Here is a 22041-nt window from a genome sequence, read left to right on the forward strand (position 1 = left end):
GCCGGCGCTCAGGCAGCCGGATCTGCGCGGTTATTCGCACCCTGCAGGCGCCGGATCAGGGTACGCAGGAATACCTTGTTGAAGCGCAGCTGGCACTCGGTGGAAACCTGTTCGAGTATCGTCGAACTCACCGACAGCACCGTCACTGCATCCTGCGCGCGGAAGCTGGAAATGCTGCGGGCACCGGAGACATAGCCCGTCTCGCCAAAACAGTCACCACTGTTCAACATGCCGATTTCCCGGCCGTTGCTTTCAACGGAAACGCGGCCAGTCACGATTACATAGAAGCGATCATCGGCCGTACCCTCGCGGACAATCTCGTCCCCTGCCATGTATTCGCGCCATTCACTCGCGCGCAGCAGGTCATGAATCTCGGCCTGCGAGAAGTCGTGAAAAAATGACAGACGCCTGAGCGTATCGAAGTGCTCATGGCGATCGATGCCGTCCCACTGGGCCTTGAGCTGCTGATAGACGCGCGTCAGCCGGGCGCCGAACTCACCCCCGTTGGCGTAACGCCGGGCGGGATCCTTCTGCAGGGCGATCGCAACCACTTCCTCCAGCTCATCGGGCACACCGAGTCGCAGCGTATGGATGGGCGGCGGTGTCGCATAGACGATCTGGTTCAGCAGCTTGGACAGGCTGCTGCCGCGAAATGGCCGGAATCCGGTCAGCAGCTCGTACATCACGGCACCGAGCGAATAGAGATCGGAGGCCGGCGTGATGTCGAAACCCTGCACCTGCTCTGGCGACATGTAACTGGGTGATCCGGCGATACCTTCGATGCGCGAGATATCCGCATCCAGCAGGATCGCGATGCCAAAATCGATGATGCGCACATCGTTGTCGTTGGTCAGCATGATGTTGCTGGGCTTGATGTCGCGATGAATGACGCCGCGCTTGTGCGCGTAGTGCAGCGCCTTTGCGCACTTGAAGATGATTTTCACCACATCTTCGATGTGCAGCAGGTTGTCCGGACGGCAGTAGGCCTCAAGCGTGCGGGCCCGCTGCACGTGTTCCATCACGACGTAGTATTTTCCGTCTTCCTCACCGGCATCATAGATCGGCAGGATGTTGGGGTGCTGGAGCATGCCCACCATGTGCGCTTCGTTGAAGAACATCTTGCGGGCGATCCTGGCGCGCTGCGGGTCATCGTCGGTCGCAGTCGCATAGACCTTGATCGCGACATCACGGCGAAAATAGGGATCGTGTGAAAGGTAGATGGTACCGGTCGTGCCTTTGCCGGCGACCTTGATGATCGGGTACTTGCCGATCTTGTCCGGAACCTCCGCCGAGGCGGCTGGCGCAACACTCGGACTCGGAAGTTGAACCATGCGGACAGGACCTGAAAACTCATGCCAGCGGCAGAAACTGCACTCCCCCGACGACCAATGCCGCATACCCGGCCGCCAGAACGTCATCGAGCATAATTCCCGTGCCGCCCTGCAATCTGTGATCAGCCTCCCGAATCGGCCAGGGCTTCCAGATATCCATGAGCCGGAACAGCACAAATGCCAGCGCATACCACGCCAGCGTGTGCGGTGTGACCACCAATACCAGCCACTGGCCCACAAATTCGTCGAAGACGATGCCACCATGATCATGCACGCCGAGACGCCGCGCACTTGCGCCACAGATCACGCAACCGGCAACAAAGGCCAGCGCCAGCCCGGCCAGCTGCACCGGCACTGGCAGCGGAGGCAACCACCAGTAGAGAAAGGCCGCGAGCAGCGAACCCCAGGTGCCGGGCGCAACCGGCAGCAGGCCGGTGCCGAAACCGAAGGCCAGCCATTGAACCGGATCGCGGAGGACCTCCTGCCAGCCAACCGGACCAGCACGGGAAGCGGCCATCAGAAGTGCCGGAAAGTGGAACCGGGCACGGTCAACGCCCGTCCCGCATGCTGCCAGCGGACGCCCGGCTCGCTCACCACGGTGCCGATCCGGGTCACAGGGACCGTCCACCCGGCTGCCATCCCCTGCAGCCGGGTGGTTGCCTGCGCGGGCACTGTAAAGCACAGTTCGTAGTCATCGCCGCCGGTGAGCGCATATTCGATGGCGCGCTCCGCAGCCGCAGCTCCGAGTTCAGCTGACAGCGGCAGGAGCCCGGCATCGAGTTCGGCACCTGTGCCGCTCGCGGTCATCAACTTGCCGATATCGTCATGCAGGCCGTCCGAGACGTCGAGCATGGCGGTGGCCAGCGCCGCGAGAGCAAGGCCCTCGCGGACCCGCGGCTCCGGATAGAGAAAGCGATGGAGCAGCGTCGCCCTGACCGTTTCGGGCACGCCCGCGGCAGCATCGAGCAGATGGCGGCCAGCTACCGCATCACCCGGACTGCCAGTCACCCAGATCCCGTCACCTGCGCGCGCTCCGGTGCGGGGCACAGCGGCCCCGGGGCGAACGCGGCCCTGTACGGTGACCGTTGCAGACAGCGGCCCGCGCACCGTGTCACCGCCAATCAGTGCGGTGCCAGAGCGATCGGCCAGTGCAAACAACCCGGCGGCAAATTCTTCCAGCCAGGTCGGTTCGGCCGCCGGCAAGGACAAGGCCAGCGAACACCACAGCGGCTCGGCTGCCATGGCCGCGAGGTCACTGAGGTTGACCGCAAGAGCGCGATGGCCGACGGCGCGAGCGGGAATACCGGCCGGGAAATGTGTGCCTTCGGTGATGGTGTCGGTCGCCACCACCAGATCCCAGCCAGGCTCGAAGCGCAGCACGGCGGCATCGTCACCGATACCGAGTACGACATCCCTGCGTCCGGCGCTGTGGCCGGCGAAGTAAGTGCTGATCAGCGTCCGTTCATCCACCGGCACGTGACCTGTGCTGTCAGGCGGCCGGGCGCAGCGCCGGCGCAAGCTGGTCGAGGACGGCATTGATGTAGCGATGCCCGTCCTGGGCACCGAATTCATGCGCGAGTTTCACCGCCTCGTTGATCACGACCTTCACCGGCACCTCCCGGTGCAGTTTCAGTTCGGCCAGCCCCAGCCAGAGTATGCCCCGCTCGACCGGATCCAGCTGGGCCACGGGCCTGTCGGCCTGCGCGGTCAGCAAACGATCCAGAGCATCGGTATCACCGAGAATCTCGCCGAGCAGGAGGCGGAAGTAATCCACATCGACAAGCCTGAAATCGCGCTGCGCCGCGAACTGCGCGGCGATTTCCGCCACCGAATGCTCGCTCAGCTGATACTGATAGAGCGCCTGCACCAGCAAACGACGCGAGCCATGCCGACCTGTCGCGGCCATGCGGCGGGCTCAGCCTTCCAGCTGCCGCAGGAGACTGGCCATCTCCAGCGCAGCCAGCACCGCATCCGTGCCCTTGTTGCCACCCTTGCCGCCGGCGCGATCCATGGCCTGATCCACCGTATCGCAGGTCAGCACGCCGAATCCCACCGGCATCTCGAACTCCAGACTGACGCGGTTGAGCCCGGCGGCGCATTCGGTGCACACGAAACCGAAGTGCGGCGTCTGCCCGCGGATCACTGCACCGAGCGCGACGATGGCGTCACAGCGCCGCAGCCGCGCAAGTCGATGCGCAGCGAGCGGCAGCTCGAAGGCACCGGGCACCCGGACCAGCTGTATATCGGTCTCGACAGCGCCGTGCCGCTTGAGCGTGTCCACCGCGCCATCGACCAGATTCCGGACAATCAGGTCGTTGAAGCGTGCGGCAATGATCACGAAACGCATGTCCCGCGCCACCAGTTGTCCTTCCATGATGCGCATACCTTCAGCCTGCCTTTGGCCGGTCAGCCGTATCGACATACTCCACGACCTCGAGACCGAATCCCGACAGGCCATGCATCTGTTTCGGCGCGCTCAGCACGCGCATCCGCTGCACACCCAGGTCGCGCAGGATCTGTGCGCCGATGCCGTAGCTGCGCAGCACGGCGCCGCCGGCCGGCGCAGGCCGCTCCGCACCCTCGGGTCGGCTCAGGGACTTCACCGCTGCCATCAGTTCGCGCGGCGACTCGCCGTAGCGCAGAAGGACGACGACACCGTGACCGGTGGATGCGATCTGATGCATCGCCTCGCGGAGCGGCCAGCCGAGCTCCGCGCTCTGCACGCCGACCACATCGCCCAGCGTGTCCTGCACATGAACGCGAACCAGCGGCGGCTCCGGCCGGCTGAGGTCACCGCGGATCAGCACGAGATGCACATTGCGCGTGACATGGTCTTCATAGCAGACCAGCCGGAAGTCGCCGAACTCGGTCTGGATCTGCTGATCGGCGATACGCTCGACCGATTCCTCATGTCGCAGCCGGTACCTGATCAGGTCAGCGATGGTGCCGATGCGCAGCCCATGCTCTTTGGCGAAAGCCTCAAGCTGCGGCCGGCGCGCCATCGTGCCGTCTTCATTGAGGATCTCGACGATGACGGCCGCAGCTTCCAGCCCGGCAAGCCGGGCCAGGTCGCAGCCTGCCTCGGTATGTCCGGCGCGCGTGAGTACACCACCGGGCTGGGCCATCAGCGGAAACACATGTCCGGGCTGACGCAGGTCTTCGGGCGTCGCATCCGGTCCCACCGCAACCCGCACCGTCCGCGCACGATCGTGTGCGGAGATACCGGTGGTGACACCTTCAACCGCCTCGATCGAAATGGTGAAATTGGTGCCGTGCGCGCGATCGGTGTCACCGACCATCAGCGGCAGACGCAACTGCTGGCAGCGCGCCCGCGTCAGGGTCAGACAGATCAGGCCACGACCATAGCGGGCCATGAAGTTGATGTCCTCGGCGCGCACCTTGGCGGCGGCCATGAGGATGTCGCCCTCGTTTTCGCGGTCTTCATCGTCGACGATTATCACCATCCGCCCCTGGCGGATATCGTCGATGATGGCCGAAATCGGACTGAAGCCGCTTTCCGGCCGTTCCATTGTCCCTCGCCTCGTGTCCTGTATCGGATTCATGTCGTTCCCAGCAGCCTTTCAACGTAACGCGCCACCAGGTCAACCTCGACGTTGACCCGCGTGCCGACCACATAGTGCTGCATGATAGTTTGTCCGAGCGTATGGGGCACGAGCGTTACCAGTACGCGGTCGTCCGCAACATCGTTTACGGTCAGGCTGACACCATCGATACAGATCGAACCCTTGCGGGCTGCATAGCGGCGCAGCGCCTCGGGGAGTGCGAAGCGGACAATCGCCGTGCCGCCTTCCCGATTCAGCGCCACAACCTCGGCGATGCCGTCCACATGGCCGGTGACCAGATGCCCGCCCAGCGGGTCGTTCAGCGTCATCGCCGGTTCCAGGTTGACGGGGCTGCCCACCGCCAGGCTGCCGAGCGTCGTGACCCGCAAGGTCTCGGCAGAGATATCGGCGCCGAAGCGGTCTGCATCCAGCGTGACGACGGTGAGACATGCGCCGTTCACCGCGATGCTGTCACCGGGATTGAAATGACGACCGGCCAGCGCCCCGAGCTCAAACTCACAGCGGCGGCCCGATGGTGTTGCTGTCGTTGTCACGACCCGGCCCAGCGCCTGCACGATTCCGGTAAACATCAGTCTGTCCTTTCTCCTGCCGTTGCCGGCCTGTAGGTCAGGCGCAGATCCGCGCCCACGCGCCGCACTTCCAGCAACTCGAAGGCCGGCCGCTTGTCCATTGCCGGCAGCGGCGGCAACTCGAACATGCCGCGCGCCGTCGAACCCAGCACGTGTGCAGCCTGATAGACGATCAGCTCATCGACCAGGCGTGCTGCCAGAAGCGCGCCGTTGAGCGCCGGCCCCGCCTCAACGAGCAGTTCATTGACCTGCAGCTCTGCGAGCCGCTGCAGCACTGCTGGCAGGCTCACGCGCCCGTCAGTACATGCGATTGTTTCCACGCGCGCGCCGCACGCTTCAAGCGCAGCTTTTTGTTTCGCAGCTCCCGCGCCGAACACAAGCACCTCGCCGGGCACGGACAGCAGGAGCGCATCTGGCGGTGTCCTGAACCCGGAATCCAGAATCACGCGCAGCGGCTGCCGGCTGGTCCCCTCGGCCAGCCCCTCATCCGCGACTCCACGCACATTGAGCCGAGGATCATCGGCCAGCACCGTACCGATCCCGGTCAGCACCGCCGAACTCTGCGCACGCAGGCGCTGCACATCCAGCCGGGCTGGCTCACCGCTGATCCACTGGCTGCGGCCGTCGGCGAGCGCTGTACGACCGTCGAGACTGACGGCGATCTTGCAGCGTACCAGTGGCCGACCATGGCGCATGCGCATGAAGAAGCCCGCGTTCAGCCGCTCCGCCTCCGCAGCCAGCAGGCCACTGCTGACCTCGATGCCGGCCGCAAGCAGGGCTTGGCCGCCGCCGCCATTCACCTGCGGGTTGGGATCCTGTGCGGCATACACCACGCGCCGGATACCCGCCTTCCGCAGTGCTTCGCTACAGGGCGGTGTACGTCCCTGATGACAGCAGGGCTCGAGCGTCACATAGGCTGTTGCGTCGCGCGCCTTGTCGCCGGCTGCCTGCAGTGCATAAACCTCGGCATGCGGCCCGCCGGCCTCGCGGTGCCAGCCTTCACCGACAACTGTTTCACCCCTCGCAATCACGCAGCCCACGCGTGGATTCGGCGGCGTGCTGTTGAGTCCACGCGCCGCAAGCTGCATTGCGCGAGCCATGTGACGGTGATCGGCAGCGCTCCATACCGGCACAACGGCGCTCACGACGCCTCATCCGGCAGCAGTGGCAGCTGATCCCGCCGCCGTTCCTTGTCACCCAGCTCGCGCATGCGGCGGATCTCTTCCTGGAATGACTCCACATCCTGAAAGCTGCGATAGACAGAGGCATAGCGCACATAGGCCACCTCATCCAGCGCGCGCAGCTCTTCCATCACCAGCTCACCGATGCGCCGCGAGGCGATCTCGCGTTCGCCCATGGTCTGCAGGCGGTGCGTGACCCGGGCCAGCGCCGCCTCCACCGCTTCGCTGTCGACCGGACGTTTTTCCAGCGCACGCACCATGCCGCTGCGAAGCTTGCCGTCGTCGAAAGGCTCACGCGTGTCGTCGCGCTTGATCACGCGCGGCAAGACGAGCTCGGCCGTCTCGAAAGTCGTGAAGCGCTCGGCGCAGGCCAGGCACTCGCGACGGCGACGCACCTGCAGGCCCTCGCCAGCCAGCCGCGAATCGATGACCTTGGTTTCAGGATGGTTGCAGAACGGGCAATGCAAAACCGGTCTGCCTCCTTCAGCTTACTGATATACGGGAAAGCGCGCGCACAGCTCGATGACCTTGCCGCGGATCGCCGCCGAACGTGCCTCGTCCTGGATGTTATCGAGAATATCGGCGATCCAGCCGCTGAGCTCTTCAATCTCGGCGGCGCGAAAGCCGCGCGTGGTCACGGCCGGCGTGCCCATGCGCACGCCGCTGGTCACGAAGGGTGAACGCGGATCATTCGGCACCGCGTTCTTGTTGACCGTGATGTTGGCCCGGTCGAGTGCGGCATCGGCATCCTTGCCGGTGATGTCCTTGTCGATCAGGTCGAGCAGGAACATGTGATTCTCGGTGCCACCGGAGACGATCCTGTAGCCGCGCTCCGTCAGGCAGCGCGCCATCAGCTGCGCATTGCTCTTGACCTCGCGCTGATAGGTCCTGAACTCGGGCTGCAACGCCTCGAGAAAGGCCACGGCCTTGGCCGCGATCACGTGCATCAGCGGGCCACCCTGGGTGCCGGGAAATACCAGGGAGTTGAGCTTCTTCGCGATTTCCTCGTTCTGCCGCGCCAGGATCAGGCCGCCGCGCGGACCGCGCAGGGTCTTGTGTGTGGTGGTGGTCGTCACATCGGCGATCGACACGGGATTCGGGTACTCCCCCGCCGCGACCAGCCCGGCGACATGCGCCATATCGACGAAAAGATACGCGCCGACGCTGTCGGCAATGGTGCGGAATTTCTGCCAGTCGATGACCCGTGAATAAGCGGAAAAACCGGCAATGATCATGCGCGGCTTGTGTTCACGCGCAAGACTTTCCAGCTGTCCGTAGTCGATGAGCCCCGTGGCCGCATCCACACCATAGGAAACGATGTTGAACAGCCGCCCGGAGAAGTTCACCGGCGAACCGTGCGTCAGGTGGCCGCCATGCGCGAGGCTCATGCCGAGCACCGTGTCGCCCGGCTGGAGCAGGGCCAGGTAAACTGCAGCATTGGCCTGCGATCCGGAATGCGGCTGGACGTTGGCATAGGCGGCGCCAAACAGCTGCTTCGCGCGCTCGATGGCCAGGTTTTCGGCGATGTCGACATACTCGCATCCGCCATAGTAACGCTTGCCCGGATAACCCTCGGCGTACTTGTTGGTCAGCACCGAACCCTGCGCCTCGAGCACGCGCGGGCTGGCATAGTTTTCCGAAGCAATCAGTTCAACATGGTCTTCCTGCCGGCCACGCTCGCTGTCGATGGCGCGGGCAAGCTCAGGATCAAACCCGGCAATCGTGCAATCCCGCCTGAACATTCTGGGTGGCCTCCACTGGAAAAGCGGGTCATTCTACCCGAGGCCTCCGGTCTGGCGGTCATCGGCGACGGAAACAATCCCGCTCAGGCGGGCCGGCCGGCCTCGACAAAAGCCTCAACCACCGCGGTCCAGGCCAGGGCGAGATTGCGCCGGTTGTATCCACCGCCACCGGTGGCCAGCAGGCGCCCTTCACAGCAGCGATCGGCCAGCGCACACAGACGCGCAGCGGCATAAGCGTGCGCTGCCGGCGAGTAGCGCAGATGGGTGATGGGATCACCGGCCAGACTGTCCGCACCGCATTGAAAGACGATGAATTCAGGCCGGGCGGCGGCGACATGGGCCTCAACGCGCTCCCAGGCACCGCGGAACTCCTCATCGCCGGCACCCGGCGCGAGCGGAATATTGAGCTTGGTACCGGCCGCAGCGCCACGGCCGGTCTCATCCGCGGCCCCGGTGCCCGGATACAGATAGCGGCCGTCCTCGTGGATATCGGCAAAGCAGATCGCCGGATCGGTGTCGAACGCGTAATAGACGCCGTCACCGTGATGGGCATCGATATCGACGTAGGCAATGCGGCTGAGACCATGGCGGGCGCGCAGCAGCTCGATCACCACACCGCAGTCGTTGTAAACACAAAAACCGGCTGCATTATCGCGGCCCGCATGGTGCAGCCCGGCGATCGGCACGAACGCGCGCCGCGCCTGCCTCGCCATGATGGATTCCATCGCAAAGACCGTGGCACCGACAACCGCGGCAGCAGCAGCATCCAGCCCTCGCTGTGCCGGCGTATCCCCGCCATCCAGCCAGCCGGTCCCCTCCCGGCACAATGCCTCCACACGCGCCACATGGCCCGGCGTGTGAAAGGCGGTCAGCTCGGCATGCGTCGCTTCGCTCGCCATCGCCAGCCGGATTACGCGGCTGAAATCGCGCCCGGCAAGCTCATCGTGGAAAGCAGCGTGGCGGTCCGGCCCGAAAGGATGACCGTCGCCGAATCCATAGGCGGCAATATTGGCGCCCTTCAGCACCAGCACGGCATTGCGACTCTCTGCCATGCCCGGGATTATAACTTTGCAAGGCCCGACGCTTGCCGGATAATCGCGCGGCATTTCCCGCACGGCAATCCGGCAGGCAGATCCAGTGGCGCAATACGTTTACACGATGAACCGGGTGGCGAAGATCATTCCACCCAAGCGTTTCATCCTCAAGGACATCTCGCTCAGCTTTTACCCCGGCGCCAAGATCGGCGTGCTTGGCCTGAACGGCTCGGGCAAGTCCACGCTGCTGCGGATCATGGCCGGCGTCGACAAGGAATTCGAGGGTGAGGCCCGCCCGCAACCCGGCATCCGCATCGGCTTCCTGCCGCAGGAACCCGACCTCCCCGCCGGCCGCAGCGTGCGACAGGTCGTCGAGGAAGGCCTCGGCGAGATGATGCAGCTGGTCAAGCGCTACAACGAGATCAGCGAGAAGTTTGCCGAACCGCTCGACGACGACGAGATGAACAAGCTGCTCGACGAGCAGGCAAGACTGCAGGACGCCATCGAAGCGAAGAATGGCTGGGAAATCGAGCGCAAGCTCGAAATCGCCGGCGATGCCCTGCGCCTCCCCGACTGGGATGCGAAAGTCGACCAGCTGTCCGGCGGTGAGCGGCGGCGTGTGGCCCTGTGCCGGTTGCTGCTTTCCGAACCCGACATGCTGCTGCTCGACGAGCCGACCAACCATCTCGACGCCTCATCGGTCGCCTGGCTGGAAAAATTCCTCGAGCAGTATCCGGGCACTGTCATCGCCGTGACTCACGACCGCTATTTTCTCGACAACGTGGCCGGCTGGATTCTCGAGCTCGACCGCGGACACGGCATCCCCTGGGAGGGCAACTATTCCTCCTGGCTCGACCAGAAAGAGCAGCGCCTGCAACGCGAGGAAAAGGGCGAAGCCGCGCGACAGAAGGCCATCAAAGCCGAGCTCGAGTGGGTACGCGCGAACCCCAAGGCACGTCAGGCCAAGAGCAAGGCGCGGCTCAGCCGCTTCCAGGAACTTGTCTCGCAGGAATACCAGACCCGGCAGGAAACGCAGGAGATCTACATTCCGCCCGGGCCGCGCCTCGGCGACCTGGTGATCGAGGTCAATCACCTGCGCAAGTCCTTTGGCGACCGGCTGCTGATCGATGATCTCAGCTTCCAGATTCCGCCCGGCGCGATCGTCGGCATCATCGGCCCCAACGGCGCGGGCAAGACCACGCTGTTCCGCATGCTGACCGGTCAGGAAAAGCCCGACAGCGGCGAAATCCGGATCGGTGAAACGGTGCAGATCGCCGCAGTCGACCAGTCACGACATTCGCTGGATGACACGAAGACGGTGTGGGCCGAGATTTCCGGCGGTGAAGACATCATCCGCATCGGCAAGTACGAGACGCCGTCACGCGCCTACTGCGGGCGCTTCAACTTCAAGGGCACCCAGCAGCAACAGCTGATCGGTGAACTCTCAGGCGGCGAACGCAACCGTGTGCACCTGGCCAAGGTACTGAAGGAAGGCGGCAACGTGCTGCTGCTCGACGAGCCGACCAACGATCTGGACGTCGAAACACTGCGGGCACTGGAAGAAGGTTTGCTCGAATTTCCGGGTTGCGCCATCGTGATCTCGCACGATCGCTGGTTCCTTGACCGTATCGCCACGCATATCCTGGCCTTCGAAGGCAACAGCCAGGTGGTCTGGTTCCAGGGCAACTATGCGGACTATGCTGCCGACCTGCGCCGGCGCATCGGTGATGACGCGGCCAATCCGCACCGGATACGCTACAAGCCGCTGACACGTTAGGTTTTCTGCAACGGGGTATGAAGAAATGACAGCCTGCATCACCGCAGACAACCGCTTCGAGCGCGGCGGCACCAGCACCATGGAGTGCCCGCAGTGCGCGGCCGTGGTGCCGATGAGCGTCACCGCGTTCCCGCCTTTCAGCCGGTTGAAAGCCGAGCGGCCGGCGCAGATCGGCGTCGTCCTGCAGTGCTCGGCCTGCAAGTCGCCGGTATTCCTGCGCTACCGGACGCGCGCCTGGCGCGATGACCGGGTCGACCTGCATCCGCTGCCGCAGCCGGTCGAGCATCCACCCGAACGCTTCAGCCTCGGCTACCTGCCCGCACCGGTCGCCACGCGCTTCCGCGAGGCGCTGGCCTGCTACAGCGCCGGGCTATGGCAGGCCTTTGCTGCCATGTGCAGGCAGACGGCACAGGCGATCTTCGACGATGTCGGCGAAGCCGGTCGCCTGCGCGTTTTCGATACGGTGACGGAGATCCAGCAACTCGGCGAAATCGACGAGGCGACTTTTACTGCGGTCTGCCGGGTGATCTTCGACACGAATACCAAAGCCGCCGGTACCGAGCCGGCATTCGAGCGCCGGCAGGCTGCCGCGCTGCTTGAAACCATGAAAGACCTGCTCAACCAGACCTACGTACGCAAGGCCAAGCTGCGCCAGGCACTGAAAGTGCGGCGCTTCTTTGCGGATCAGGCGGCGGGGATCGACGATACCGATACCGCAACGGACCCGAAAGTCAGCAAGCTCCGGCTGTAGGAGTGCTGCACGTTGCGCCGCACCTTTTCGGGATACGGGATACGGCATCAGGATCGCGGCGGCTGAATCAACGCCACCGCAGCCCATCCGGTTGGCGCTCCGGACTTGCCCTCAGCTCAGCAGGAATTTCAGCGCCGCAATCATCACGCCGAACCCAACTACCAGCATGGATCCAAGCTGAATGACCATCCGGCTGGAGAGCAGTTCCATGTCCTTGCGAACCAGCCCGGTTTCGTGCCGGAGTTCGTGGCGCAGGTCGCTGACGTTGCTGTTCACCAGTGACGTGAGGTCCTGCCTGAGGATCTGCAGGTCTGCCTTGGTTGCAATTGTCGTACCCATGTCCCGCTCCATGGCATCCACCACTGCCCGGGCCTTGTCGTTCGGAACGTGGATGCTCAGGAGAGCATCGTACAGCGAATACAAATAGTCCATGGGCAACAGGCTAGCCCATGTCACAAGCCTGGCAAACCCGGGTTTCTGGCCGGATTGTCCTGATTGGACCCGCCCCGCTGGCACCACCGCAGCGAGGCGTGCGATGAAGTCCAGCGACTCGAACGCCACGTGGGTGGAGCCGTCCCGGTACGGCATCTTCAGCGTGTAGCGCACCTGGCCTTGGGCGGTGAGCGACAGCAAAGCCGGTGATCGCACCGGATCCGGGGGTAGCAACCCCAGAAAAGTTGAGATACGCGGCGTGGGCAAGCAAGGCGGCATCGTATTGCTCTTGAAATGTAGACATGCTTTATCTCCAAGGATCCGGTCAGTTCACTCCGCTCGACTTCGGCGAAGAACGCTGGAATGCTGCAGAAAAAAGGTCAGTTATGTCAGGGAACCGACCGTTCACATAAGTCCAACAGGTGGAGGAAGCCACTCCGCCGCCCCCGCTGAAATCCAGAAACGGAGCGGCGCTTGAATAGAATCGGTAGTCTCTCAGGACAGCGATCTCCTCTCCGGAGGAGGAATCGTCAATGCGAAGCTCCCGTACAGAAAGCTTGATGCCCCAATCCGCTGGCTCGTCAAAATATCGCTGCGAATACACCGGACCCACTGGCCGGCTCGGAAGTGGCTCCACGGCAATACATTGACTAGGGAGCAGACCGAAGCGATTTGCGTCCATCTTGACGAAGGCGGCCCGATCAAAGACGGCACAGTCGGAGTCTCCCACTGTGCCAATCCTCATACGGTAATAGCCCCGGACCGGAAATAGCTCTCCGTGTCCGTCTGCACGCACCAAGTAGTCGACATACTCAGAAGTCCCGGCGGCCAGTTCCCTAATGCACGATTCGCAATTGGAGCCACCTGGCTCGCTGTAGAGAAACCCTGGTGCAACCGTTGGCGTTCGTAGCGTGAGCCCCCCGTCGCGCGCACAAGCCGCCTTAACAGCTGCATTGCCAAGGTCCTCCTCTATCCAGAGAAACGCCAGTATCCCGATAATAGCGACGAGCGCCGAACCTTTAATGAACTGGCCTAACCGGATGTTCAATTGAATCGCCTCAAGCGCTCGGACGTAGGACGTAACTGCCCCTGGGTGAGTCCTGCGAACGATGTCCGACCGAGGTGAAAGACGGGGGCTTCAGGGCATCCTTGTCCTGAGCAAATAGGAAATTCAAACACCCCATGCGGTGAGTCTGCCAGCTTGCCACGCCACCTGTCGCGCACCTCGGGCGCAATACGCGCCAGCGCTGACGAACTACTGTTCAGCGAATCTCCCCGCTAACCCGCCGTTTGTGCACCGCACACACCGCCCGGCGCAGCCATGGATACCGGCTCCCATAACGTCGGGGTGAGCCGCTACCACTGATTTTCAGGGATCAGCCGCGATTGTTCTGGCGGGCAATCGCGGCTGAAGCCGCTCCTCCGACAGCGCACTTCAACCAGTGAACAACCGCGCGTTGCGGAACAGGCGCAGCCAGGGGCCATCATCGCCCCAGCCGGCCGGATGCCAGGAGTGCTGTACGGTGCGCTGCACGCGCTCGGGATGTGGCATCAGGATCGTGACCCGGCCATCATCCGAGCACAGGCCGGCGATGCCACCCGGCGAGCCGTTGGGATTGGCGGGATACAGCGCGGCCGGCGCACCGCGATTGTCGATGTAGCGGATCGCCAGCTGTGCACCCCTTTCACATGCGGCGAGATCGCCCGGCCGTGCAAATTCCGCACGCCCCTCGCCGTGCGACGTAGGCACCAGCAGACGACTGCCGGCCATGCCATCCAGTAATACGGAGCGCGACGGCAGCACTTCCACCAGGCTCAGGCGCGCTTCGAACTGTTCGGACCGGTTCTGGCGAAAACGCGGCCAGTGCGCGGCACCGGGTATCAGTTCCGCCAGCACGGACAACATCTGGCAACCGTTGCAGACGCCCAGCGTGAAGCTGTCGCTGCGCGCAAAGAAGCTTGCGAACTCCTCGCGCACGCGCGGATTGAACAGCACCGACTTGGCCCACCCACCACCGGCGCCGAGCACGTCGCCATAGGAAAAGCCGCCGCAGGCGGCCAGGCCTGCAAACTCGCGCAGCTGCTGACGCCCGGACAGCAGGTCGGTCATGTGTACGTCCACCGACTCGAAACCTGCGCGCTGGAACGCCGCAGCCATCTCGATCTGGCTGTTGACTCCCTGCTCGCGGAGGATCGCGACGCGCGGGCGCCGCCCGATGCGGATCAGCGGTGCGGCCACATCGTCGGCCGGATCGAAACTCGTCTGCGGACTCAGGCCTGGATCGTCGGCATCAAGCAAGGCATCCCAGGCCTCGGCCGCGGCATCCGGATTGTCGCGCAGCGCCTGCATGCGCCATGACAACTCCGACCAGCAGCGACGCAGTTCGGTACGCGTTCGGTCCAGCAGCAGCTCGTCGCCGGCGAAAATGCGGATCCGGTCATCCAGCGCGACGCCAGCCACGGTCGCCGTGACATCCGCCAGACCATGCAGCGCGAGGACCGACTGCACGGCGGCGAGATCGGTATCGCGCACCTGCAGGACGGCGCCGGGTTCCTCGGCAAACAGGACGCCGAGCAGCGCGTCAGCAGAAGCGGGGGCGAGCCTGATGTCGAGCCCGGTCTTGCCGGCAAAGGCCATCTCGCACAGCGTGACGAACAGACCGCCATCGCTGCGATCGTGATAGGCGAGCAGCAATTGCCGCGCGCGAAGCGCCTGTACACAGGCGAAAAAGGCGGCAAGCCGGCCCGGGTGATCGAGATCGGGTGGGCAACCGCCAGCACGGTTGAATGCCTGTGCCAGCACCGATGCCCCCAGGCGATTGCGGCCACCACCCAGATCGATGAGCAGCAGACTCGAGCCGCTTTCCTGCACCAGCTGCGGGGTGAGCGTGCGGCGCACATCATCGACGGGCGCGAAGGCCGATACGACCAGCGAGACCGGCGCCACCACCGAGTGACTCGCGCCCGCCTCCGTCCAGCGCGTCTGCATCGACAGCGAATCCTTGCCCACCGGGATGGCGATCTTCAGTTCCCGGCACAGCGCGCTGACCGCATCGACCGTGTCGTAGAGGCACTCATCCTCACCGGGACTGCCGGCTGCTGCCATCCAGTTTGCCGAGAGCCGCACTGTTGCCAGATCGCCGATCGATGCCGCCGCGATGTTGGTCAGCGCCTCGGCAACGGCGAGGCGGCCGGATGCCGGCGCATCGAGCAGCGCAACCGGCGCACGTTCGCCCATCGCCATGGCTTCACCGGCAAAGGTTTCGAAGCCGAGCGCGGTCACACCCACATCGCTCACCGGCACCTGCCACGGGCCGACGAGCTGGTCGCGCGCGACCAGGCCACCGACAGTGCGGTCGCCGATATTGATCAGGAAGGACTTGTCGGCGACGACCGGCATGCGCAGCACGCGCTGACAGGCCTCGGCCAGATCGATACCACCCAGATCCAGCGGCACCTCCGGCACCGCGCGACGTTCAATCCGGCGCCGCATCTGTGGTGCCTTGCCGAGCAGGGTTTCCAGCGCCATATCCACCGGCCGGCCGCCCAGTTCGCGGTCAGTCACGATCAGCCGGCCGCTGTCATCGAGACTGCCGAGGACGGCATACGGGCAGCGTTCGCGCGCACAAACCGCGGCAAACCAGTCGAGATCAGCCGGCTCGATCGCCAGCACATAGCGCTCCTGGGCTTCGTTGCACCAGATCTCCAGCGGCGACATGCCCGGCTCGGCATTCGGAATCTCGCGCAGCTCGATGGTCGCGCCACGATGGCTGTGGTCAACGAGTTCCGGTACCGCATTCGACAGGCCACCGGCACCTACGTCATGCAGCATGAGCATCGGGTTCGCAACACCATCGAGTGCCGCACGTGCGCGACAGGCCTCGATGACCTGCTGTGCGCGTCGCTCGATTTCAGGATTGCCGCGCTGGACCGAGGCGAAGTCCAGATCGGCGGCACTCGTGCCACTGCCCACCGACGAAGCCGCACCACCACCGAGTCCGATCAGCATCGCCGGACCACCGAGCACGATCAGCAGGGCACCTGCTGGTACCTCGGCCTTCTCGACATCCGGGCCGGAAATATTGCCGAGGCCACCGGCAATCATGATCGGCTTGTGATAACCGCGAGCCGATGCGTTGCCCGTCACATCGCGCTGCTCGAAGGTCCGGAAGTAGCCGGCAATGTTCGGCCGGCCGAACTCGTTATTGAACGAGGCTGCGCCGATCGGCCCCTCGAGCATGATCTGCAACGGGCTCGCGATGCGCTCCGGTCGGCCCGGACTGTATTCCCAGGGCTGCCGCCAGCCGGGCATGTCGAGATTCGACACACTGAAGCCGGTCAGGCCGGCCTTCGGTCGGCCACCGCGGCCCGTCGCCCCCTCATCGCGCAGCTCGCCGCCGGAACCGGTCGCGGCACCCGGGAAGGGCGAGATCGCGGTCGGGTGATTGTGTGTCTCGACTTTCATCAAGGTGTGTACGGGGAGAATCTGCGCCCGGTAGATACCGGTCACGGGGTCCGCAAAGAGGTGTGCGGTAACTGCGCCTTCGATCACCGCTGCGTTGTCGCGGTAGGCGCTCAGCACGCCGGCCGGATTCGCCGCATGCGTGGAACGGATCATCCCGAACAGGCTCGAGGCCTGCTCCTCGCCATCGATTACCCAGCGCGCATTGAAAATCTTGTGACGACAATGTTCGGAGTTTGCCTGGGCGAACATCATCAGCTCGGCATCGGTCGGGTCGCGCTGTTCCGCACCGAACTTCTCGGCCAGGTAGCTCATTTCATCTACCGACAAAGCGAGGCCGAGCTCGCGATCAGCACGTTCCAGTGCGGCCAGGCCTTCACTCAGCAGCGGAATGGTGCGCAATGCTGCCGGCGCATGGATGGCGAACAGATCGTCCTGTACCACTTCCCGTTCGAGCAGGCTCTGGGTCATCCGGTCGTACAGCAGGGGTGCGAGCGCCACGATTTCATCGGCGGTGAGCGGCTCCGGCGCCGCAAGGCTGAAACGGACCATGCGTTCCGCACGGCGGACCACCTTGAGCCCGCAGCTGTGCACGATATCGGTGGCCTTGCTCGACCAGGGGGAAATGGTGCCGACGCGCGGAATCACCAGCAGGGACTGGCCAGCCAGTTCGGGCACTGGCTCATCGCCGAGCAGACGGCGCAGCGTCCGCTCTTCGCTGTCAGTCAACGGACGGTCGATGGAGAGGCAGTACTCATGGCGCGCGGCAATCCGGCTGACGCGGGGCACGCGGCCGCGGATTGCCTCCAGCAGCTTGTCGAGCCGGAAAGGCGAAAGCGCATCGGTACCGGCCCACACCAGCATGGTGCCGGTACGGGAAGTCGGCGACGCGGCAGGTTTCTGCTGCGGGCCCGTCACGGGTCCGCATCGCCGGAAGGCGCCGGCGTATAGACAGGCGTGGGGAACTGGCTGACGTTGCTGCTTTCAGCGGCGCTGATCTTGCTGGTGCCCTGCTTTTCGACTTCATCGATACGCAGTATGGAATGCAGCGGCAGATAGGTACGCCGCACACCGGCAAATTCGGCTCTGACGCGTTCTTCGGACGGATCGATAACGACCGAACTGCGCTCACCGAATACCAGCCGCTCCACCTCGATGAAGCCAAACAATGTGCCCTGGGTCACATTCCGGGCGTAGATCTCGTAGACCTTGCCCTGGCTGAGAAAGACAACCTTGTAGATACTTCTCGCTGACATGCTGCCGCCAGGACCCGCTGGTGCTGTTCAAACGCGCCGCCAGATCTGGCGGGCGCGCAGTATAGCGCAGCGTCCATGGTCTGGACCGGGTCCGGAACTGTGAACCGAAACGCGGCCAGATATCCGCTCTCCGGCCATGATTCCGTCCGGGACATTCCAGACTGGCTGCCGGCGCACCGCGCCGGACCTGCGCTGGCACAGGACAGAACATGCCACTTCGGCTCCGGGTAATCAGTGACGGCAACGCGCTTGCACCTGAAGAGCGCTTGCGCGAATTTGCCGCTGCCGGCGGCACGATCGGGCGGCACAGCGACAACGACTGGGTGCTGCCGGACGAGAAGCGCTACATCTCCAGCCGGCACGCGATGATCGAACATCAGTCCGGTGCCTACTACCTGGTCGATACCAGCCGCAACGGCGTCTACGTCAACGATGCGGACACCCCGGTGGGTCAGGGACATCCGCAGCGTCTTTTTGATGGCGACCGCCTGCGCATAGGCGCCTATGAAATCGCCGTGGACATCAGCGAGAGCGGCGACGAAGAGCAGCACGACGGCATGCGCGACTCGATCGTGCGTGCGCAGCTCGTACCGGAAGAAGAGTCGCTGGAGCTGGCGCTGGTTTCGGAAGACAAGATGCTCGGCGACGCCGGCCTGCAGAAACATTTCACGCCCAACAGCGCGCTGGTGCAGAAACTGAAGTCCCTGCCCTCGCGCCCCGGGAAGCAGGCAAGAACGCCGACGGCGAGGACTGCGGCTACAGCCGCAAAGCCCGACAGTGATGCAACACCCGCCACCTCAGCCGCCGATCAGCGCGCACTGGACCGCTTTATCACCGCTGCCGGTCTCGACCCGGATGCGGTCGCCGGTGTCCCGGCCGGCGACCTCATGCAGACCAGCGGCAAGCTGTTGCGCCTGATGGTCGGTGGGCTCATGGAGCTGCTGCGCGAGCGCAGTCACATGAAAGACACCTTCCGCCTGCCGCAGACGGTGATGCAGGCGGCGCAGAACAACCCGCTCAAGTTCTCGCCGAACATCGAAGAGGCGATGCGCTATCTGCTCAACGACCGCAACGAAGGCTCGTATCTCAGCGCCGAGGATGCCGTAAAGGCCGGCTTTCGCGATGTGCGACAGCATGAGCAGGCGCTGGTGAAGGCCATGTTGCAGGCCGTTGAGGATTACGTCGACCGTTTCGATCCGGACGAGCTGAAAGCCCGTTTCGACAAGGGCATGAAGCGGAGCGGACTGCTGGCCGGCGCCAACAAGCTCAAGTACTGGGAACTCTACGAAGAGAGTTACCATGCGCTCACACAGCGCGATGACGGCGGCCCCCCGCAGCTCTTCAGCGAAGAATTTGCCCGTGCCTACACCCAGGAGATGGATGTGGCACGGACCGCCCGCAGTCGCTAGAAACCCCCGCCCTCCGCCCGCAGGGGCCTTCCTGGCCCGGCTCAGGGAAAGTCCCTATCGAATGACAATGATTCTCATTTAGAATGGGCGCATGACACTCGATGAACTCAAGGTCGGGCAACCGGCCACCATTACCGCCGTAAATGGCCACGGCCCTGTCGTGCAGCGGCTCATGGCGCTCGGCCTCCTCGCCGGCTCGCCGATCAAGGTGACTCGCCGGGCCATCGGCGGCGATCCGATCGAGGTCTCGGTCATGGATTACGCGCTATCGCTGCGTCGCGAGGAAGCGCGCCAGGTAGAGGTTATTCTGGCGACATGAATGAAGCCGCACCCGCCCCGGTAACGGAGCTGGAAAATGCCAGGGACCGGGTGATTGCCGTAATCGGCAATCCGAATACCGGCAAGAGCACGCTGTTCAACGCGCTGACCGGACTGCGGCAGAAGACCGCCAACTATCCTGGCGTGACCGTCGAAAGACATACCGGACACATCACCCTCAGCGGTCAGAAAGTCACGCTCGTCGATCTGCCAGGTGCTTACTCGATCGCCGCGCAGTCGCCTGACGAAATGGTGGCCATCGACGTCCTCCTCGGCCATGTCGAAGACCTGCCGCGACCTCGCGCCATCCTTGCCGTTGTCGATGCGACCAATCTGCGACGCAACCTGTTTCTCGTCACCCAGCTCGCGGAGCTTGGACTGCCGATGGTCATCGGCCTGAACATGACTGACCTCGCAGCGGCCAAGGGCATCGAAGTCGATATCACCGCCCTCGGCAAGGCACTGGGCGCACAGGTGGTTGCGCTCTCGGCTGCCCGCGGCATCGGACTGGATGATTTGCGCGCCGCGCTGGCCAGAGCGATCGATGCACCGTCACCGCCGCCACTCCGGGTATTGCCCACGGTCAATGAGGCTGCGGCGGACCTCTGGCAGCGGCTGCGGGCCGCAGGCTCGCACCTGAGCGAATACGAAATCGAGCGGGCACTCATCGATGCACACGGTGCGGCCGAGCGCCGCTTCGAGCTGAGCGCCGGCGAAGCCTTCCACGCCGAGTTGCTTGATCTGCGTGCCAGGCTCAGCGCCGGCAGTTCGCTGGCTGCAATGGAGGCGACTGCCCGCTACGGACTGATCAACGCACTGATCGCCAAAGTGGAACGACGCCAGCCACCACGGGTCACGGTCAGCGACCGCATCGACAGCGTAACCAACCACCCGGTGATCGGCTCGCTTTTGTTCCTGCTGGTCATGGCGGCGGTTTTCCAGGCGGTATTCTCCTGGGCCGCGCCGCTTATGGACCTGATCGACGGCTGGGCATCAGGCCTCGGCGAAGTGGTGCGCGCTGCCCTGCCGCCCGGGGCAATCTCCAGTCTGCTGGTCGACGGGGTGATCGCCGGCGTCGGTGGTGTGGTGATCTTCCTGCCACAGATCATGATCCTCTTCGCCTTCATCATCGTGCTGGAGGACTCGGGCTACATGCCGCGTGTCGCGTTCATGGTCGACCGCCTGATGCGCTCGGTGGGCCTGTCCGGCCAGTCCTTCATTCCAATGCTGTCGAGCTTTGCCTGCGCCGTGCCCGGCATCATGGCAACGCGCGTGATACCCGAGCGGCGCGACCGGATCGCAACGATCCTCGCCGCGCCCTTCATGACCTGCTCGGCACGTCTGCCCATCTATGCGCTGCTGATCGGCGCCTTCATTCCCGACACACGTTATCTCGGCGGGCTGATCAACCTGCAGGGCATGGTCCTGCTCGGCCTCTACCTGCTCGGCATCGTCGGCGGCATCTTCACCGCCCTGCTGCTGAAGCGCACGGCACTGAGCGGCCCCACACCGACCTTCATGATCGAGTTGCCGCCCTATCGCCTGCCGAACCTGTGGTCGGTCGCGATCCGGCTCGCCGAACGCGGCCGCATCTTTCTGGTACGCGCCGGCACCGTGATCTTCTCGGTGGCCGTGCTGGTCTGGGCACTGGTGTATTTCCCGCGGCCACCGGAAGTCGCCGCACCCTACGAGGCCGAACGCGCCGCACTTGCCAATCTGCCGGACAGCGCTGTGCGCGACCGGCAGATCGAGCAGCTCGACAACCGCCTGGCGAGTGCATGGCTGGAACAGAGCTGGCTGGGCCGCGCCGGCCACTTCGTGGCGCCCGCCTTCGCACCGCTCGGCTGGGACTGGAAGGTTTCGGCGGCGGTGATCGCCGGGTTCCCCGCGCGGGAAGTGGTGATCGCCGTACTGAGCACGATTTACTCGGTCGGTGATCAGGGCGAGGCGACAGACAGCGCCCTGCGTTCCCAGTTGAAGCGCGCCACATGGCCGGATGGGTCATCGATCTACACACTGCCGATGGTGGTCGGCTTGCTGATCTTCTATGCCTTCTGTCTGCAGTGTGCGGCGACGCTTGCGGTGATATATCGTGAGACCAACAGCCTGGGCTGGCCGGTCTTTGCCTGGCTGTACATGACCGGGCTGGGTTACACGGGCGCGCTGCTTGCTTACCAGCTCGGCAGCTGAGGAGA

The 22041-nt window shown here is 64.2% G+C and carries 18 protein-coding genes and 1 pseudogene; 5 read left to right on the forward strand and 14 right to left on the reverse strand.

Annotated features, from left to right (window positions below; translation table 11 throughout):
* Positions 1-8: 8 nt before the first annotated feature.
* The 11 genes from H6979_04225 to H6979_04275 all read right to left on the reverse strand — a co-directional run bounded on the left by H6979_04225 (position 9) and on the right by H6979_04275 (position 9459).
* Positions 9-1331 (reverse strand): protein kinase, encoded by a 1323-nt coding sequence (locus H6979_04225; protein MCP5139042.1) that lies wholly within the window; start codon positions 1329-1331, stop codon positions 9-11.
* Between the two features lie 19 nt (positions 1332-1350).
* A complete protein-coding gene (locus H6979_04230) occupies positions 1351-1848 on the reverse strand; it encodes a phosphatidylglycerophosphatase A (GenBank protein ID MCP5139043.1) in 498 nt (165 codons plus the stop codon).
* Positions 1848-2867 (reverse strand): thiamine-phosphate kinase, encoded by a 1020-nt coding sequence (thiL, locus tag H6979_04235; GenBank protein ID MCP5139044.1) that lies wholly within the window; start codon positions 2865-2867, stop codon positions 1848-1850. The genes H6979_04230 and thiL overlap by 1 nt, the downstream gene beginning before the upstream one ends.
* The gene (nusB, locus tag H6979_04240; GenBank protein ID MCP5139045.1) at positions 2821-3237 is read right to left on the reverse strand and encodes a transcription antitermination factor NusB; all 417 of its coding nucleotides are present in this window, start codon (positions 3235-3237) and stop codon (positions 2821-2823) included. The genes thiL and nusB overlap by 47 nt, the downstream gene beginning before the upstream one ends.
* Before the next feature lie 9 nt (positions 3238-3246).
* On the reverse strand, positions 3247-3714 hold the full coding sequence (locus tag H6979_04245; protein MCP5139046.1) for a 6,7-dimethyl-8-ribityllumazine synthase: 468 nt from the start codon (positions 3712-3714) through the stop codon (positions 3247-3249).
* 4 nt (positions 3715-3718) lie between these two features.
* The gene (gene ribB, locus H6979_04250; protein MCP5139047.1) at positions 3719-4861 is read right to left on the reverse strand and encodes a 3,4-dihydroxy-2-butanone-4-phosphate synthase; all 1143 of its coding nucleotides are present in this window, start codon (positions 4859-4861) and stop codon (positions 3719-3721) included.
* A gap of 29 nt (positions 4862-4890) precedes the next feature.
* On the reverse strand, positions 4891-5484 hold the full coding sequence (locus H6979_04255) for a riboflavin synthase (protein ID MCP5139048.1): 594 nt from the start codon (positions 5482-5484) through the stop codon (positions 4891-4893).
* Positions 5484-6584, reverse strand: a complete 1101-nt coding sequence (gene ribD, locus H6979_04260) for a bifunctional diaminohydroxyphosphoribosylaminopyrimidine deaminase/5-amino-6-(5-phosphoribosylamino)uracil reductase RibD (protein MCP5139049.1) — start codon at positions 6582-6584, stop codon at positions 5484-5486. The genes H6979_04255 and ribD overlap by 1 nt, the downstream gene beginning before the upstream one ends.
* A 41-nt stretch (positions 6585-6625) precedes the next feature.
* A complete protein-coding gene (gene nrdR / locus H6979_04265) occupies positions 6626-7132 on the reverse strand; it encodes a transcriptional regulator NrdR (GenBank protein MCP5139050.1) in 507 nt (168 codons plus the stop codon).
* A 21-nt stretch (positions 7133-7153) separates the two neighbouring features.
* Positions 7154-8407, reverse strand: coding sequence for a serine hydroxymethyltransferase (locus H6979_04270; GenBank protein ID MCP5139051.1), 1254 nt, complete (start codon positions 8405-8407; stop codon positions 7154-7156).
* 83 nt (positions 8408-8490) lie between these two features.
* Positions 8491-9459, reverse strand: coding sequence for an acetoin utilization protein AcuC (locus H6979_04275; protein ID MCP5139052.1), 969 nt, complete (start codon positions 9457-9459; stop codon positions 8491-8493).
* A gap of 85 nt (positions 9460-9544) precedes the next feature.
* Here H6979_04275 and ettA point away from each other — a divergent pair, with 85 nt between their 5' ends.
* Entirely contained in the window at positions 9545-11218 is a 1674-nt protein-coding gene (ettA, locus tag H6979_04280; protein MCP5139053.1) for an energy-dependent translational throttle protein EttA, read from the forward strand.
* Positions 11219-11243: 25 nt separating this feature from the next.
* Positions 11244-11969, forward strand: coding sequence for a hypothetical protein (locus H6979_04285; GenBank protein MCP5139054.1), 726 nt, complete (start codon positions 11244-11246; stop codon positions 11967-11969).
* A gap of 498 nt (positions 11970-12467) precedes the next feature.
* Here the strand turns inward: H6979_04285 and H6979_04290 are convergent.
* From H6979_04290 to H6979_04300, 3 genes and pseudogenes are all read right to left on the reverse strand, one after another.
* A pseudogene (locus H6979_04290) lies at positions 12468-12599 on the reverse strand (transposase).
* Positions 12600-13836: 1237 nt separating this feature from the next.
* Positions 13837-17727 (reverse strand): phosphoribosylformylglycinamidine synthase, encoded by a 3891-nt coding sequence (gene purL, locus H6979_04295; GenBank protein ID MCP5139055.1) that lies wholly within the window; start codon positions 17725-17727, stop codon positions 13837-13839.
* A 50-nt stretch (positions 17728-17777) separates the two neighbouring features.
* Entirely contained in the window at positions 17778-18119 is a 342-nt protein-coding gene (locus H6979_04300) for a DUF1820 family protein (protein ID MCP5139056.1), read from the reverse strand.
* 209 nt (positions 18120-18328) lie between these two features.
* Here H6979_04300 and tagH point away from each other — a divergent pair, with 209 nt between their 5' ends.
* The 3 genes from tagH (at position 18329) to feoB (ending at position 22036) form a co-directional block, all read left to right on the forward strand.
* A complete protein-coding gene (tagH, locus tag H6979_04305) occupies positions 18329-19528 on the forward strand; it encodes a type VI secretion system-associated FHA domain protein TagH (GenBank protein MCP5139057.1) in 1200 nt (399 codons plus the stop codon).
* A gap of 91 nt (positions 19529-19619) precedes the next feature.
* Positions 19620-19847 (forward strand): ferrous iron transport protein A, encoded by a 228-nt coding sequence (locus tag H6979_04310; GenBank protein ID MCP5139058.1) that lies wholly within the window; start codon positions 19620-19622, stop codon positions 19845-19847.
* The gene (gene feoB / locus H6979_04315) at positions 19844-22036 is read left to right on the forward strand and encodes a ferrous iron transport protein B (protein MCP5139059.1); all 2193 of its coding nucleotides are present in this window, start codon (positions 19844-19846) and stop codon (positions 22034-22036) included. Before H6979_04310 ends, feoB begins: the two co-directional genes overlap by 4 nt.
* Positions 22037-22041: the final 5 nt, after the last annotated feature.

It is taken from the genome of Chromatiales bacterium (assembly GCA_024234935.1).
GTDB lineage: Bacteria > Pseudomonadota > Gammaproteobacteria > Steroidobacterales.